13 protein-coding genes are annotated in these 16,162 nt (G+C 73.6%); 5 read left to right on the top strand and 8 right to left on the bottom strand.

The features are described from left to right. Positions 1-30: 30 nt before the first annotated feature. The 3 genes from ACIODU_RS23100 to ACIODU_RS23090 form a co-directional block, all read right to left on the bottom strand. Positions 31-1,581: a GAF domain-containing protein gene (locus tag ACIODU_RS23100; protein WP_356422746.1), complete on the bottom strand. Its 1,551-nt coding sequence runs from the start codon at positions 1,579-1,581 to the stop codon at positions 31-33. 110 nt (positions 1,582-1,691) lie between these two features. Further along, on the bottom strand, positions 1,692-2,735 hold the full coding sequence (locus ACIODU_RS23095) for a rod shape-determining protein (RefSeq protein ID WP_356422497.1): 1,044 nt from the start codon (positions 2,733-2,735) through the stop codon (positions 1,692-1,694). Between the two features lie 239 nt (positions 2,736-2,974). Continuing rightward, positions 2,975-3,550, bottom strand: coding sequence for a hypothetical protein (locus tag ACIODU_RS23090; protein WP_356422498.1), 576 nt, complete (start codon positions 3,548-3,550; stop codon positions 2,975-2,977). 183 nt (positions 3,551-3,733) lie between these two features. Between ACIODU_RS23090 and ACIODU_RS23085 the strand changes: the two genes are divergently transcribed. Further along, positions 3,734-4,528 (top strand): hypothetical protein, encoded by a 795-nt coding sequence (locus tag ACIODU_RS23085; protein ID WP_401769706.1) that lies wholly within the window; start codon positions 3,734-3,736, stop codon positions 4,526-4,528. A 47-nt stretch (positions 4,529-4,575) separates the two neighbouring features. Here ACIODU_RS23085 and ACIODU_RS23080 read toward each other — a convergent pair whose 3' ends face one another. Next, on the bottom strand, positions 4,576-5,010 hold the full coding sequence (locus ACIODU_RS23080; protein WP_356422504.1) for a MarR family transcriptional regulator: 435 nt from the start codon (positions 5,008-5,010) through the stop codon (positions 4,576-4,578). Positions 5,011-5,128: 118 nt separating this feature from the next. Between ACIODU_RS23080 and ACIODU_RS23075 the strand changes: the two genes are divergently transcribed. After that, positions 5,129-6,169 (top strand): NADP-dependent oxidoreductase, encoded by a 1,041-nt coding sequence (locus ACIODU_RS23075; protein ID WP_401769705.1) that lies wholly within the window; start codon positions 5,129-5,131, stop codon positions 6,167-6,169. A gap of 79 nt (positions 6,170-6,248) precedes the next feature. Continuing rightward, complete coding sequence (locus ACIODU_RS23070) at positions 6,249-6,677, top strand: organic hydroperoxide resistance protein (RefSeq protein ID WP_356422510.1); 429 nt, start codon at positions 6,249-6,251, stop codon at positions 6,675-6,677. Positions 6,678-6,811: 134 nt separating this feature from the next. Here ACIODU_RS23070 and ACIODU_RS23065 read toward each other — a convergent pair whose 3' ends face one another. Continuing rightward, positions 6,812-9,391, bottom strand: coding sequence for a M14 family zinc carboxypeptidase (locus ACIODU_RS23065; protein ID WP_401769704.1), 2,580 nt, complete (start codon positions 9,389-9,391; stop codon positions 6,812-6,814). A 114-nt stretch (positions 9,392-9,505) separates the two neighbouring features. Here ACIODU_RS23065 and ACIODU_RS23060 point away from each other — a divergent pair, with 114 nt between their 5' ends. Continuing rightward, entirely contained in the window at positions 9,506-10,414 is a 909-nt protein-coding gene (locus tag ACIODU_RS23060; RefSeq protein WP_401769703.1) for an EI24 domain-containing protein, read from the top strand. A 20-nt stretch (positions 10,415-10,434) separates the two neighbouring features. On the opposite strand, the gene ACIODU_RS23055 is transcribed toward ACIODU_RS23060, so the two are convergent. Together ACIODU_RS23055 and ACIODU_RS23050 are read right to left on the bottom strand one after the other, a co-directional pair. After that, positions 10,435-11,718, bottom strand: coding sequence for a pyroglutamyl peptidase (locus tag ACIODU_RS23055; protein ID WP_401769702.1), 1,284 nt, complete (start codon positions 11,716-11,718; stop codon positions 10,435-10,437). A 123-nt stretch (positions 11,719-11,841) separates the two neighbouring features. Further along, positions 11,842-12,426: a TetR/AcrR family transcriptional regulator gene (locus ACIODU_RS23050; protein WP_356422521.1), complete on the bottom strand. Its 585-nt coding sequence runs from the start codon at positions 12,424-12,426 to the stop codon at positions 11,842-11,844. 148 nt (positions 12,427-12,574) lie between these two features. Between ACIODU_RS23050 and ACIODU_RS23045 the strand changes: the two genes are divergently transcribed. Further along, entirely contained in the window at positions 12,575-15,058 is a 2,484-nt protein-coding gene (locus tag ACIODU_RS23045; RefSeq protein ID WP_401769701.1) for a glycoside hydrolase family 3 protein, read from the top strand. A gap of 94 nt (positions 15,059-15,152) precedes the next feature. Here the strand turns inward: ACIODU_RS23045 and ACIODU_RS23040 are convergent, their stop codons facing one another. Then, positions 15,153-16,145, bottom strand: coding sequence for an aldose epimerase family protein (locus ACIODU_RS23040; RefSeq protein ID WP_356422525.1), 993 nt, complete (start codon positions 16,143-16,145; stop codon positions 15,153-15,155). Positions 16,146-16,162: the final 17 nt, after the last annotated feature.

Raw genomic sequence — 16,162 nt, 5'->3', positions numbered from 1 at the left:
GCTCCAGGGACCGTTCGAAACGGACGGTCCCTAGAGCGTGTCCGTCCGCGCCGCCTGCCACGTCACCGTCGTACCGCCGCTCTCCCCGTCCTCCCGCACCCCGTTGTCCGTCACCAGCAGCCGTACGCCCCCGTGCCCGTCCGGCAGCCGGACCGTCGCGTCCACCTCCACCTCCATCGCCGTCATCCCCACCCGCCGGTGCGCCGCCGCCAGCGCGCTCCGCAGCGCCGCCAGGAGCCGCCGGCCCACCGCCTCGTTCACCAGCGTGTCCACCGCGCCCGTGAAGCGCACCGACGGCCGGAAGCCGAAGAGGACCGCCGCCCCGTCCGTCTCGCGCAGCACGCTGCCCCGGACGCTGGTCGGGGCGTCGGCGGGCGGCTGCTGGAGCGCGAAGATCGCGGTCCGTACCTCCTGGATCGTCGAGTCCAGCTCGTCCACGGCCCGCCCGAGCAGCACGTCCAGCTCCGTCGTGGCCGCCCGCCGCCGCGTCGACTCCAGCATCATCTCCGTGGCGAAGAGCCGCTGGACCACCAGATCGTGCAGGTCACGGGCGATCCGGTCGCGGTCCTCGTACACCGCCAGCTGCTCCCGGTTGTGCTGGGCGTCCGCCAGCACCAGCGCGAGCGCGGCCTGCGAGGCGAACTGGGTCGCCAGCAGCTTGTCCTCCGCCGTGTACGGGCGTCCGCCCCGGCGGCGCGGCAGGGCCAGCGTGCCGATCAGCTTCCCGCCGCTCTGGAGCGGCAGCATCATGCTGGGCCCGAAGCGCGAGCGCACGTGCGTGGTCATCCGGGGATCGGTCGCCGAGTCCTCTATGAACACCGGCTCACCGCCGAGCAGTTGGACCAGGACGGGCGCGCCGGGCGCGATGGTCGTACCGAGGATGCCCGCCGGGTCGTTGTCCGTCGACGCCGTGACGATCTCCATCCCGCCCTCGGGGGTGGGCAGGAGCACCACCCCGGCGTCGGCGTCGGCGAGCGCGCGGGCCGACTCGGCCACGGTCATCAGGGCGTCGGCCGCGCTCTCGCCGGTCAGCAGGGCGGTGGTGACGGCGGCGGCGCCCTCGATCCACCGTTCGCGCTGCCGGGCCGTCCCGTACAGCCGCGCGTTGCCGATCGCGATCCCCGCCTGCGCGGCGAGCACCTGGAGCAGCGCCTGGTCCTCCTCGGTGAAGGGGCCGCTCTCCTTGGCCGTCAGGCACAGGCTGCCGAAGATCTCGGTGTCCACCTGGATGGAGACCCCGAGGAACCTGCGATGCTCCGGATCCGAGTGCGGCACCCAGAGCGCGCGCGGATCGGTCGCCATGTCGTCCAGCCGCAGCGGTTGCGGATCCCGGAACAGCACGCCCAGCAGGCCGGCGCTGCCGCCCGGGATCCGCAGGACGCTCTCGTGCTCCGCCGGGCTCAGGCCGGCCGAGAAGAGGTCCGCGAGCGTGCCGCCGCCGGGATCCGCCACCGCCAGGAGCCCGTACCGCGCCCCGATCAGCTCCGTGGCGGTCGCGACGATGTGCTGGAGGGTGGCACGCAGTTCGAGATCCGTACCGATGCCCAGGACGGCTTCCAGCAGCATGGGCAGCCGGGGCATCGACTCCGCGGGGTCGGTGTCCCCGACGGTGTCCCCGGCGGGGCCCCCGGCGGTGTGCCTGGGGGTCTCCGCGCCCTCGCCACCCTCACTCATCGCAACGTCGTTCCACCTCAGTGGGCGTCGGCCAGCGGATTCAGGACCATGGGCCGGATCTTGCCCTCCAGCATCGCCCCGAGGCCCAGCACGGCGCAAATGTCGGGGCGCTCGGCGATGGCGACCGGCATGCCGGTGGCGTTCCTGAGCATCTCGTCCAGGCCGGGGAGCAGCGCGCTGCCGCCCACCATCATGATCCCGCGGTCGGCGAGGTCGGCCACCAGATCGGGCGGGCAGTCGCGCAGCACCTTGCCGATGCCGTCGAGCACGGCGGTCAGCGGGGAGTAGATCGCGTCCCGTACGGCGGCGGTGTCGACCAGCACCGAGCGGGCGATGCCGGTGGCGACGTCCCGGCCGTGGATCTCGGTGGAGGTGGGTCCGTCCGGGGTGAGGCCGTTGCCGCTGAGCGCCAGCTGGAGGGGGCGTACGGACTGGCTGGGCAGCATCAGCTCGTGCTGGTGGCGCAAGTGCTGGATCACGGCGTGGTCGATGGCGTTGCCGCCGACGGGGATCCGCTGGGCCGTGACGATCGCGCCCAGCGAGAGCACCGCGATCTGGGTGGTCGCCGCCCCGCACACCATGATCATGGTGGCGGTGGGCTGCTCCACGGGCAGTCCGCAGCCGACGGCCGCCGCGATGAGGGTGTCGACCAGCTCGACCCGGCGCGCGCCGAGGCCGACGAGCGTCTCCACGGCCGCGCGCTGGGCCAGCGGGTCGCTGTCGTGCGGGGTGGACGCGGCGGCGCGCAGCCGGGGCTTGCGGCGCAGCTGGCGGCGGAGCTTGTCGCCGAGGAGGTGGCGCAGCATGCGCTGGGCCATCTCGACGTCGACGACGGTGCCGCCCCGTACGGGGCGCATCACCCGGATGTAGCCGGGGGTACGGCCGGTCATCTGCTCGGCGAGCGCGCCGACGGCGATGAGAGCGCCGGTGCGGGTGTTCACCGCGGCGACGCTCGGCTCGTCCACGACGAGCCCGGCTCCCTTCACGAAGACCCGGGTCCTGGCGGCCCCCAGGTCGACGGCGATGTGGCAACGGCGCAACTGCTCAAGACTGACGGTCACCGCGGGATCTCCCGAGAGCGCTGATCTGATGCACCGGCGGCCGCCGGTCCTGTTCGCATCGTGCGTCCCGGGGGAGCGGGGCGCGCGCTGGGATGAGCCGTCAGGAGTACGGACGGCTGAGGGGCGGCGGGCGGGGCGGCTGACGGGTGGTTCAACAGGCGGCTGACGGGCGGCTGACGGGCGGTTGACCGGCGGGGGTACGGAGCTGACGGGACGCCAGGTCCGTGTCATGCGGCCGGTCAGTCCCTCGTCCAGCCCTGGAGCAGCCCCCACGTGAAGTCGGCGACCGCGCCCCCGCCGTCGGGCGGGTCGCCGGGCAGGGTGAACGCCAGCCGCAGGCGGGTCGGCGCGGTGCCCTCCATCGGCCGGGCCGGCGGGAAGGCCCGCGCGACCTCGTCCACCGTGCACGACCAGGGCCGCAGGTCCTCCGCCGTACGCGGCTCGGGCCCGGCCACCCCCGGGGCACGGACCAGCCATTCGTTCCATACGGCCCCGCCCGGCCCGGCCATCGCCTCAAAGCGCAGGTCGGGCCAGAGCGGTACGGGCCACTGAAGGGCCTCGCACTCCAGGTCGCCGATCGTGCGGGGGAAGGTCCGCTCGGGCGGTCCGAGCACCGAGCGGTAGCGGGAGAGCGTGCCGCGGGCCCGCGGGGAGCGGACCATCGCCTGCCAGCGGCGGTTGGCCTCGCGCATGTCGGCCAGGGACACGCCGAGTTCGCGCCGGGCGTCGGCGACCAGCTCCGGGTGGTGGTCGGCCATCCTGCGCAGCAGGACGAGCTGGAACTGGAGCGGCCCGAACGGCCCGGCAGACGTCATACGGCCATCCTGCCCGGTACGTCCCACCGCACCGCGCGGCGCATACCGCCCGTACCGCTCCCACGGCCCGGCGCGGCCACCCGCCCGAATCGGGATGACACACCAGGAACCGCCGACCCCTTACAAGATCTTCACAGCCGGGGTCCTCCACGGCACGCCACCGCCGCATAATCTGCGGGCGCCATGGACTACTGCCATCAGTGCCGTCGGCACCTCAACGGCGCACTGACCTGCGCCGGATGCGGCACCCCCGCCGAGGAGCTGCGGCAGAGCGCCCCCGTACCGCCCGCACCGCGACAGAATCGCTCCCCGGGTCGGGACGGCAGGGCCGACCAGGGTCACGAAGAGTTCGCGGACGCGCCGGAGAGTGAGATCGAGCCTCTTGTGGGCCATCACCCCGACGGCCGGCACCCCGACCGCGACCGCCGCGACCGCCGCCGCTCGGCCCCGGCCCGCACCGGGCCCCGCAGGGCACGCGGCAAGCGCGGCCGCAGGGTCGTCGTCGGCGTGCTCGGGGTGGTCCTCGCGGCGGGGGCGCTGAGCCTGGCCCGGCTGGCGCTGGAGCCGCCCGGCGACGACGGCGCCTCGGCGGTCAAGGAGGAGGCGTCCACCGAGTTCGACGGGCGCCCGGACGGCACGGCGAAGCCGGTGGCACCCGACGACCCCGGTCCCGTCGCGTCCAGCGGTACGGGGAAGGGCGGCTCGCCCGGCCCGGACGGCAGCGGGAAGCCGGGCCGCGAGGAGTCCCCGGACCCGGACGACTCGGCGTCGGCCCCGGAGCCCCCGACGCCCGGCGACACGGAGTCGGCCCGTACCGAGGCACCGGACTCGCCGGACCCCTCGGACTCCGCGTCCGGTCCCGGCACGCCGACGGATCCCACGGGCGGGCCCACGACGGCGTCCCCGACCTCGGCGTCCCCGTCACCGACGCCCGAGCCGAGCGAGACCTGCGACCGGTTCCTGTGGTTCTGCGTGTGACGGCCGGAGCGCGACGGGCAGCCGGACCCGGGGCGTGACCCCGCCGGTCAGACCACGTCCTCGCCCAGCATCCGCTTGAGCAGGTCGCGCAGGACCCGCCGCTCGTCCGCGGACAGCGACGCCAGCGGTTCCCGCGCGAAGGTCAGCGAGTCCCGCAGCCGCGCCGCCGTCTCCAGCCCCTGCTCCGTGGGCGCGGCGAGCTTCACCCGGCGGTCGGCCGGGTCCGGCCGGCGCTCCACCAGGTCACGCGCTTCGAGCCGGTCCACGATGCCGGTGACGTTGGACGGCTCGCACTTCAGCTTCCGCGCGATCCGGCGCATGGGCATGGGCTCCAGGGACAGGAGTCCCAGGACGCGCGCCTGGGCGCCGGTGAGGGAGTACTGGGCCGCGGCGTGCTCGTACTCCTCGTAGTAGCGGGCCACGACAGTGCCGATGAGTTCGACGACTTCGAGGGTCAGCGGGTCTCTGCGGGTGGTGGCCATGGGACCAGCGTACCCATTTGCTTGACAACATGAAATATCTACGGGCATGGTTCTTTCACGTGGTGAAGCTTTTCTTGCGGCTCCCCGCCACCCGCACCCACCGAGGAGGCCCCGCCCCATGACCGCACTTCCCGTATCAGGGACCGCACTTCCCACCTCAGGCCGCGCCTGGCATCTCGCCGCCCGCCCCGACGGCTGGCCGAGGCCCAGTGACGTCGTCCTGCGCGAGATACCCGTGTCCGAGCCGGGGGAGGGCCGGATCCTGGTCCGGAACCTGTACTTCTCGGTGGACCCGTACATGCGCCCCCGGATGAACGACGCGAAGTCGTACGTGGCCGCGTACCAGCTGGGCGAGCCGCTGGCCGGCCAGGCGGTCGGCGAGGTGATCGCCTCCCGCGCCGACGGGTTCGCCGTCGGCGACCACGTGCTGCACAACCTGGGCTGGCGGGAGTACGCCGAGTTCGAGCCGGGCCGCGCCGTCAAGGTCGACGCGTCCGTCGCCCCGCTCTCCGCCTACCTCGGCGTCCTCGGCGCGACCGGCTTCACCGCCTACGCGGGCCTCTTCGGGGTCGGCGCCTTCAAGGAGGGCGACGCGGTCTTCGTCTCCGGGGCCGCCGGCGCGGTCGGCAGCCAGGTCGGCCAGCTCGCCAGGCTCAAGGGCGCCTCGCGGGTCGTCGGTTCGGCCGGTACGGACGACAAGGTCAGGCTCCTGGTGGAGGAGTACGGCTTCGACGCGGCCTTCAACTACAAGAACGGCTCCGTCAGGAAGCAGCTCAAGGCCGCCGCCCCCGACGGCATCGACCTCTACTTCGACAACGTGGGCGGCGACCACCTCGAAGCCGCGATCAACTCGTTGAGGACCCACGGCCGGGCGGTCCTGTGCGGCGCGGTCGCCCAGTACAACAACAGCGCGCCGACGCCGGGCCCGAACAACCTGGCCCTGGTCGTCACCAAGCGGCTGCGCCTCGAAGGGATCATCGTCACCGACCACTGGGAGCTCCAGCCCCGGTTCCTCCAGGAAGTCGGCCCGCTGTTCGCCTCGGGTCAACTCAAGCACCACGAAACCGTCGTGGAGGGGATCGAGAACGGCTTCGACGCGTTCCTCGGCGTCCTGCGCGGCGAGAACACTGGAAAGATGATCGTCGGACTTACTCGTTGACGACCCCCTATGCTCGACCCCAGGCCGTCGTGGTCCGTGGGCGCGAGCTACGGCGTACAAGCGAAGGAACCTTCCCAGCATGACCATTCAGAAGATCGACGCTCTCTACACCGCCGTCGCCACCGCCGAGAACGGCCGTGACGGCCGCGTCTCCAGCGACGACGGTCAGCTCGACGTGATCGTCAACCCGCCCACCGCGATGGGTGGCAGCGGCGCCGGTACGAACCCGGAGCAGCTTTTCGCCGCCGGTTACAGCGCCTGCTTCCAGGGTGCGCTCGGTGTCGTCGCCCGCAAGGCGAAGGCCGACATATCCGGTTCGACCGTGACCGCCAAGGTCAGCATCGGCAAGACCGAGGCCGGCGGCTTCGGCCTTGAGGTCGAACTCGTCGCCGTCATCCCGAACGTGGACGAGGCGACCGCCAAGGACCTGCTGGAGAAGGCGCACCAGGTGTGCCCGTACTCCAACGCGACCCGGGGCAACATCAGCGTGACGCTCGCCGTCGCCTGATCGCACAGCAGTCAGCAGTCAGCCGTCAGCAGTCAGTAGTCGCAGGCGGCACGGCGCGGGGCCCGTATCCCCTCAGGGGACACGGGCCCCGCGTGTCCGTCAGCGTGTCCGGTACGGCCCCGGCGGCGGCCCGGTCAGCCGGCCGCGCCGAGCAGCGCCCGGCCCACCTGCGCGAACACCCCCTTGGGGTGGTCGCGGAACAGCGGCTCGGTGCCGAAGAGCACCACCTCCGCGCCCGACGCCGACGTCCCGCTCACGACCGACGCCCGGCCCGCCGCGTCGGCGGGGCCGCCCGCGCCGCTCTCGTTCGCCCGCCAGTGACCCGAGACCAGCAACTTCCCGGTCCTGTACGACTGTTCCGTCCGCACCCCGGCCCCCAGGGCCGTGAACCAGCGCGGCCCGTAGACGAAGGTGTGCGCCGGAGCGCCGCCGGTGATCGCGCCTCCCGCGTTGGCCACCCGCACCACCCCGTTGGCGTCCCCGTTCCCGGCGACCGCCGTCACGGGCAGCAGCCCCGCCGCGGAGTTCAGGGCCGTACCCCCGGAACCGAGGCCGACGACCCCGCCGCCCCCGGCGAGGAAGCCGTCCAGCGCCGTGCGCGCGGCCGGGGTGAGCGTGCCGTACTGGAACCCCGTGGAGACGTACAGCACGTCCGCCGACGACCAGTCGAAGCCCGCGTTCAGGATCGCGGTCGACACCGGCACCACCTCGAAGCCCATCTCCCGCAGGGCGGCCTGCTCCCCGGCCGTCACCGAGGCGGCGACCCGCGTGCGGTGGAGGACCGTGGTCCCCCGCTCCTTCGTCGCGGCGAACACCACCCCGTGGCGCTCCGCGAGGACGGTCGCGAGGCGGCGGGCCGACGACGGCACGATCGCCGCCCCGTCGGCCGCGCGCCGCACCTTCACCCCCTGCGCGAGAAGGGAGTTGAGGGCGAGCAGTTCCTTCGGGTCGTCCAGGCGCAGCCGCAGATCGCCGTGGCGCGCCACCGAACCGGTGGGGGAGGCGGCCGTCACCGGGCGCCCCGGGACGCGCAGTTCGCCCGCCACCGTCCGTACGGTGTCCACGCTCGCGCCCCACAGCAGCCCGAGGCTCCACCCCGAGATGTCGTACATCGTGGAGACGTCCGCGCTGATGTCCCGGCCCTCGCCGAGGATCACGTTCGCGATGCCGCGCTTCGGCTGGTGCAGGTCGACGACGTACGAACCGGCCTGGTACGCACGGCCGTTGACCCGGAAGCCGGACGTGGCCCGCTCGACCCGTACGTCGTTGGCGGTCAGGTGGTCCACCAGCCGGGCGGCGGCGGTCGCCGAGCGCTGTCCGCTCCCGGCCGGGATCACGAAGGCGCGGGGGAAGTCGGTGGTGTACACGTCCTCGGGGCCGATGCCCGGCACGCCCGGCACGGTCTCCTCCGACACGGGCCGCTGCGCCTCGCCCGCCGCGCCCCGCCGGAACGTCTCGATCTGGTCCGCGATCACCGAAGTCCGGTGGTCCAGGGTGTAGGTGAGGGTCGCGCGCATCACGGCGCCCGCGATGTCCGTGTTGATGGCTGCCCGGCGGCGCAACTCCTCGACCGGCAGGGTGTCGTACGACCGGTTGTTGACGGTCATCGGGAACTCGACCGTGTGCGAGGCGACCGCGCCCTGGAACGGCATGTACTGCGGGGTGAAGACCGGCGGCCAGTCGTCCCAGCCCTCCTCCTGGTCCCGGAAGGGGATGACGGGCGGCTCCACGCCGTCCTTCGCGGGCGTGTAGCCGAGGTCCTTCACCGCCTTCTCCATGCCGAGGGCGTTGGCGTAGGCGTTCTTGAGGAACAGGTCGTACTCGTAGTTCTCGCCGTGCGGCGGGGTCGTCGGCTCGATCAGGGTGCCGTTGACGTACCCGTGCAGATCGAGCATGACGGCGGGCTGCTTGTCGACGGCGATCCGCCGGATCGCGCGGGTCTCGGGCTGTGACGCCGTGATCATGTCCCGGTTGAGGTCAAAGCCGTCCGCGTTGGCCCGGGTCCCGGCGATCCTGCCGTCCGGGTTGGCGGTGACGTTGATGTGGATGCGGTTCGTGGCCAGCAGAGCGCGGGTACGGGCGTCCCGCGCCGTCGCCAGCTCCTCGATCAGCTTGAGAGCCGCGTCCGTGCCCTCCCACTCGTTGCCGTGGATGTTGTTGTTGATGAACAGCGGTGTTTTGTAGGAGGACTTGATACGGCGGTCCTGCGCGGCCCGCGCGGGGGAGTTCTCGATCAGCTCCCGCATCCGCTCCTGCTCGCGGGCCTCACCCGCGCTCTCCGGGGCGGTGACGGTGACGAGATACAGCTCATGGCCGCCCGCCGACCGTCCCGCGACCTCGACGCTGACCCGATCGCCCAGCTTCTGGAGGGCGTTGAGGCGCGGGGCGAGCGAGTGGTACGGCGCCAGGCCCAGCTTGACCGACTTGTCGGCCGGGTCCACGGGCGGCGCGTCGAGGACCGTACGCCGGGGATACCCGGCCTCCGGGCGCGAGGCCGCAGGGCCGGTGAGGGCGGAAGGCAGGCCGCTGGTACGGGTGGCGGGAGCGGCGCCCGGGGCGGTCTCCCGCCCGCTCTCCCTGACGTGGTGCGGCCCCTCGGCGCGGCCGTTCGCCCGTCCGCCGTCGCCCGGGACGGCGGACGCGGCGGGCGGGGCGAGCAGCAGGGCGCCGGTCAGGGCGGCGGTGGTGATCAGGGCCGGTCTGGGTATGCGCATGCGAGGGCCTCCGGAGGCGTACGCGCGTGGACGGAAGTGATCGGTGACGCAGGGTCTACCGGTTGCGGCCCCGGACAACAAGAGGGTCGCGGAAGCGCCGGTAGGGTGGAAGTCATGGGCGATCTCGGTGTGGGCTTCGGCTACTTGATGAAGGGCCAGCGGTGGGTCGCGGGCCACGGCCGGTGGTTCGGATTCGGGCTCCTGCCCGGTCTGGTCACCCTCCTGCTCTACGCGGCGGTCCTCGTCGGCCTCAGCTACGGCGCGGACGACCTGACGGCCTGGGCGACCCCCTTCGCCGACGACTGGTCCTCGCCGTGGCAGGGCCTCTTCCGCGGTTTCCTGGTCGTGCTCCTCTTCGCACTGGTCCTCTTCCTCGCGGTCATCGCCTTCACGGCGGTGACCCTCCTGGTCGGCCAGCCCTTCTACGAGTCGCTGTCCGAGGCCGTCGACCGGGCGGAGGGCGGCGTGGTCCCCGAGTCGGGACTGCCGCTCTGGCGCGAGCTGTGGATCTCGGCCCGCGACAGCGTGCGGATCCTGGTACGGGTGGCGCTGTACGGGGTGCTGCTCTTCGCCGCCGGGTTCATCCCCGTCGTCGGGCAGACCGTCGTGCCCGCGATCGGCTTCTGCGTCTCCGGGTTCTTCCTGACGGAGGAACTGGTCGCGGTGGCCCTCCAGCGGCGGCGGGTCGACCTCAAGCAGCGCCTCGCGCTGCTCCGCGGCCGCCGGATGCTCACTCTCGGCTTCGGTGTCCCGCTGACGCTGGCCTTCCTGGTCCCGGTCGTGGCGATTTTCCTGATGCCCGGCGCGGTGGCGGGCGCGACGCTGATGGCCCGCGACCTCACCGAACCGGAGCACACCGCACCGGAGAGGGAGCCGGCGCCCGGGGACGGGGCCGTGCCCGCCCCCGACGCGACGCTCGTCCTGGGTACGGCTCCGGGAACGACCCCGGGAACCGCCCCGGGAACGACGACCGTGTGGCCCCCGGCCCCGGGACAGGAGCCGCAGGCCCCGCCCCGGTTCTGACCCGGTCCGCGTGACCCGGTCTACGCTCCCGCCGCCACGACGATGATCGACCTGATCTGCGCGACGATGTCCAGCCGGTTCTGCACGAACTGCGGGTCGGTCACCGTCCCCGTCGCCGGGTCGGTGTTCCCGGGCCCGAACTCCAGGACCGGCGTGTGCACATGGCCGCCGGGGATGTTCCGGCCCAGCCGGTCGCGCAGCAGCGTCGCCCGGTAGGCGATCTCGTTGGACAGGTAGTCGCCGCCGCCCCCGGCGCGGGCCGCCGAGCCCGGGGTCGGGCCGCCCGGCCGTACCACCGGCGCGGTCGCCCCCGCCGGCACCTCCGTCACCGACGTGTTGTCGTACACCGGGAACCGCCCCGTGCCCGCCGCGAGAATCGCGCCGTACGGCAGGCTGGTCGTCGTCCACTGCGGCTGCGAGGCCGGGTCGGAGACCGGGACGAGACCGGTCCGCGAGAGGTTCTCGTTGTCCCCGAAGCCGCCGCGCCAGGCGCCGTTGAAGCGCTCCACGTCGATCCGGCCGACCCGGCCCTGACTGACGGTGGCGAAGAGGTCGGCCCGCGACAGCGGCCCGCGCAGGGCCTGTTCGACCGTGCCCGCCGCGAAGTCGTCCCAGCGGACGGGGAAGACGGCCGTCTCGATACGGGCGGGCCCGTCGGCCGTCGTGACGACCGTGCCGTCGAGCGCCAGCGCCGTCGCCCCCGACGGGTTGCTGATCCGGACGTCCCGGTCCAGCGTGAACGGGTCGAAGCCGGTCATCACGATCCGCTTGACCGCCCTGCCGTGCCGGTCCCTGCCGGAGAACTCCATCGAGTCCTGGCCGCGCGACGCGCGCTCCAGCGCCCCGAGCAGCCGCGTCCGCGCCGCGTCGGACAGCGGGAACTCCGGCTGCCAGGCGCGCAGTTCGCGGGTCATTCCCAACCGGGCCCAGTACAGCGGCCGGTCGTCGTCCCGGCTCAGGTCACCCCGCGCGGGACCCCGCCCCTGCACCCGGTCCACCGCCCGCTGCCACAACCGCTGCCCCTGCCGTACGACCACCCGCTCGGCGGCGGCGTACGACCGGGCCCCGTCCAGCGCCCGCGCCAGCCCCGGCGCCACCGTGTCGAAGCCGCTGCGCCGCAGGATCTCCTGCGGTACGGCCCGGTCGAGCCGCGCCTCCTCGACCGTGAACGCCGGTGCGGCGGGCGGCTGTTGGCCGGACGAGGGGCGCGCCTGCGCGAGGGCGGACGGTGCGGGGACGACGAGGGCGAGCGCGGCCGTGGTGAGCAGGACAAGACCAACGCGCGTGTGGCTCCTGAGCCTCATGGGGTGCTCCTTCCGTCGGATGGCGGAAGTATCGCGTCGGGGCGGCCGGATGACCATGGTGCGAAACCGGTCGATGACACCCCTCGGAACCACCCGCCGGCGATACCCGGCCGGCACCCCCGCTCAGGAACCGGGCGCCGGCCCCCCGGCCCGCAGCAGCGTCAGGAAGTCCCGGAACGCTCCCGGCATGTCGACCGACTCCGGGTCCAGCAGCCACTGGTACTGGAGCCCGTCCATGACGGCCGTCAGCAGCGGCGCCGCCTGCTCCGGCGTGAGCCCGCCCGGCAGCCGGTCGCCGAACTCGTCGCGCAGCACCGCCGTCATGTTCCCCCGCACCTGGTCGTAACGGTGGGTGAAGAACTCCCGCGCCGGATGGTCCTCCGTCACGCTCTCGCCCAGCAGCGCCGAGAACGTCTGCACCATCCCGGGGCGCATCGCGTTGTACTCCACCAGCGACGTCAGCAGCTCCAGCCGCCAGCCCCGCCGCCCCCGGCCCCCGCCGCCGGTGTCCCACTGGTCGCGCTCCTCCAGAACGGCGACGAGCAGCGCCTCCTTCGACGGGAAGTAGTGCAGAAGGCCCTGCTGGGTGAGGCCGACGCGCTCGGCCACCGCGCCCAGGGTGGTCCCCCGGTAGCCGCGCTCGGCGATCACTTCGAGGGTGGCGCGCAGGATGTCCGCCCGCCGCTCCCCGCTCCTGGCTCTCGCCATCGGCCCGCTCCTCCCACCCCGCCGTACCCCGTCCGGACAGCACGGCCCACGACGGTGGATATCACAAATCAATAACGGACCCTACCTCCTTACAGAATGCAGGGTCACCATGTAACCGTCCACCCGAACTCGACGAGGAGGTACGGCCGTGGCAGGCGCCCCCACGACCCGGGCCGATCAGGCACGCACCGCCGCCGTCGAGGCGGCGCTCGGCAAGCTCGGCCTGGACGCCAAGACCCGCCTCCTGGCCGGCCAGGACATGTGGTCCCTGCCCGCGCTCCCCGAGATCGGACTCGCCTCCCTCGTCCTGTCCGACGGCCCCGTCGGCGTCCGGGGCGTCCGCTGGACCGCCGACGACCCGTCGGTCGCGCTGCCCTCACCGACCGCGCTCGCCGCCACCTGGGACCCGGAGCTGGCCCGGCGCGCCGGCCGGCTGCTCGCCCAGGAGGCCCGCCGCAAGGGCGTGCACGTCCTGCTCGCCCCGACGGTGAACCTGCACCGCTCGCCCCTGGGGGGCCGCCACTTCGAGGCGTACAGCGAGGACCCGTACCTGACGGGCGAGATCGGCACCGGCTACGTGCTCGGCGTCCAGGACGGCGGGGTCGGCACGACCGTCAAGCACTTCGTGGCCAACGACGCCGAGACCGACCGCTTCACCGTCGACAACGTCGTCGCTCCCCGGCCGCTGCGCGAGCTGTACCTCGCGCCCTTCGAGACCATCGTCGCCAACGCCCACCCCTGGGGCATCATGGCCGCGTACAACCAGGTCAACGGCGCGACCATGACCGAGCACCGCTACCTCCAGCAGGAGGTGCTGCGCGGCGAGTGGGGCTTCGACGGCTTCATCGTCTCCGACTGGCTCGCCGCCCGCTCCACCACCGGGGCGCTCCTCGGCGGCCTCGACGTCGCCATGCCGGGGCCGCGGACCGTGTACGGCGAGGCGCTGGCCGCCGCCGTCCGGGCCGGCGAGGTGGACGAACCGGCCGTCGACGAGGCGGTACGGAACGTCCTGCGGCTCGCCGCCCGCGTCGGCGCCCTCGACGGCGCGCCCCCCGCCGTCACCGACGTCCCCGCGCCCCTGGACGGCGACGCGCTGGCCCGCGAGGTCGCCCGCCGCTCCTTCGTGCTCGTACGGAACGAGGTGCGCGGCGACCACCCCGTCCTGCCCGTCGACCCGGCCCGCGCCGGTACGGTCGCCCTCAGCGGCGCGGCCGCCCGCGACGCCCGGATCCTCGGCGGCGGCTCCGCCGTGGTCTTCCCGCACCACGTCGTCTCCCCGCTCGACGGACTCACCGCCGCCCTCACCGAGGGCGCCCTCACCTACACCCTCGGCGCCGACCCCAGCGACGAACTCGCCGACGCCGACCAGGGGTTCGAGCTGACCGCCGTCTGCCGCGCCGAGGACGGCCGGGTGCTCGGCACGTCGAGCGTCCCCGGCGGCCGGGTGCAGTGGGCGGGCAGCGACCTGCCCGACGGCGTCACCCACGACACGCTCCACACCGTCGAGCTGACCGGCCGCTTCGTGCCGAGGGAGAGCGGCGAGCACGCCTTCGGCACGCGCGGTCTCGGCGGCTTCGTCCTGACCGTCGACGGCGTGACGCTCTTCGACGGGACCCAGGAACCGGGCGACGCCGCCGACCCGTTCGAGGCGTTCTTCGGCACCCCGGTGGAGCGCGCCCACGCCGGGCTCACGGCGGGCGAGCCGGTCGAGGTGTCGCTGCTGCACACCGTCTTCGCGCTCCCCGACGCCCCGATCAGGGCCGTCGCCTTCTCGCTCCTCCACCTCGGACCCCGGTACGACCCGGACGAGTTGATCGCGGAGGCCGTCGAGGCGGCGCGCGGCGCGGACACGGCCGTGGTGGTCGTGGCCACCACCACCCGCGTCGAGTCGGAGGGCTTCGACCGGACGAGCCTGCGGCTGCCGGGCCGCCAGGACGATCTCGTACGGGCCGTCGCCGCCGTCAACCCGCGCACCGTCGTGGTCGTCAACACCGGCTCCCCGGTGGAGCTTCCGTGGCGCGAGGAGGTCGCGGCGGTGCTGCTGAGCTGGTTCCCCGGCCAGGAGGGTGGCGCGGCGCTCGCCGACGTCCTCCTCGGCGCCGAGGAGCCGGGCGGCCGGCTGCCCACCACCTGGCCGGCGGCCCTCGCGGACGCGCCCGTCTCGGCGACCACCCCGACCGATGGTCAACTGCGCTACGACGAGGGCCTGTTCATCGGCTACCGCGCCTGGGAGAAGGCCGGCACGACACCGGCGTACCCCTTCGGACACGGCCTCGGCTACACCGACTGGGTGTACGAGACGCTTGCCGCGACCCAGGACGAGGTACGGGTCCGGCTGCGCAACTCCGGTGTCCGTACCGGCCGCGAGGTCGTCCAGATCTACCTGGCCCCGACGGGGGGAGCAGCCCCGGGGACCCCCGAGCGCCCGGCCCGCTGGCTGGCCGGCTTCGCCTCCGCCGAGGCGGGTCCGGGGGAGACGGTCGAGGTCCATGTCCCGCTGCGGAGACGGGCGTTCGAGATCTGGGACGAGCGGACCGACGCCTGGGCGCTGCTCCCCGGATCGTACGAGGTCGAGGCGGCCCACTCGGTCGCCGACCGCCGCCTCACCACGACGATCGACGTACGGCCCTGACAGCAAGGGCCCGCGGGGAGGGGCACACTGACCGTACGGCTCCGGGGCGGCACCTGACACCGCCTCGGGGCCGTACGTACCCCGTCGTGCGGCCTCAGCGCACCGAGAACCCGTACCTCGTCGTGGAATGGAACACCTGACCCGGCCTCAGCACGGTGTCCGGGAACGACGGGCGGTTCGGGGAGTCCGGGAAGTGCTGGGTCTCCAGGGCGATCCCGTCCCCGGGCCCGTACGGCTTCCCGTCGAAGTGGTCACCGGTGTACAGCTGCATCCCCGGCTCGGTCGTCGTCACGGTCAACACCCGCCCCGACACCGGGTCGTGGAGCTCGGCGGCCACGTCCGTACCGCTCCGGTCCGCGTCCAGCACGTAGTTGTGGTCGTAGCCCGGACCCACCGCCCGGGGCTCCCGGAAGTCGAAGCGCGTCCCTCCGACCGGCGCCAGCTCCCCGGTCGGCACGCCCGTGGCGTCGACCGGCGTGATCCGGTCCGCCGCGATCCGCAGCACGTGCCGCCCGGTCGCGAGGCCGCTGCCCGCGCCGCCCAGGTTCCAGTACGTGTGATTGGTCAGGTTGACCGGGGTCGGGGCGTCGGTCTCCGCGCGGTAGTCGATCCGCAGCGCGCCGTCCGCCTCCAGCGTGTACGCCGCGCTGACCGCGAGGCGGCCGGGGAAGCCCTCCTCGCCGTCCGGGCTGACCCGCGACAGCCGTACGCCGTCGCCGTCCCGCTCCGCGTCCCACACCCACCGGTCGAAGCCCCGCTCACCGCCGTGCAGGCTGTTCGGACCGTCGTTGCGGGCCAGCCGGTACGTCCGGCCGTCCAGCGTGAAGGCCCCGCCCGCGATGCGGTTCGCGTACCGGCCGACCAGCGCGCCGAAGTACGGCCCCCGGGACCCCAGGTAGCCCGCGACGTCCGGGAAGCCGAGCACGACGTCGGCCACCGTCCCGTGCCGGTCGGGCACCTCGACCGACTGCACGACCCCGCCGTACGTGAGCAGGCGCACCCGGGTCCCGGCCCGTTCGAGGGTCCAGCGCAGGACGGGCGTGCCCTCGTCGGTCGCGCCGACGTGTTCCGTGGTTATGGCAGTCACGGTCAAGCACCTTAGAC

This window comes from Streptomyces sp. NPDC088261, from assembly GCF_044740805.1.
GTDB lineage: Bacteria > Actinomycetota > Actinomycetes > Streptomycetales > Streptomycetaceae > Streptomyces.
This window is presented reverse-complemented; position numbering and strand designations above follow the sequence as displayed.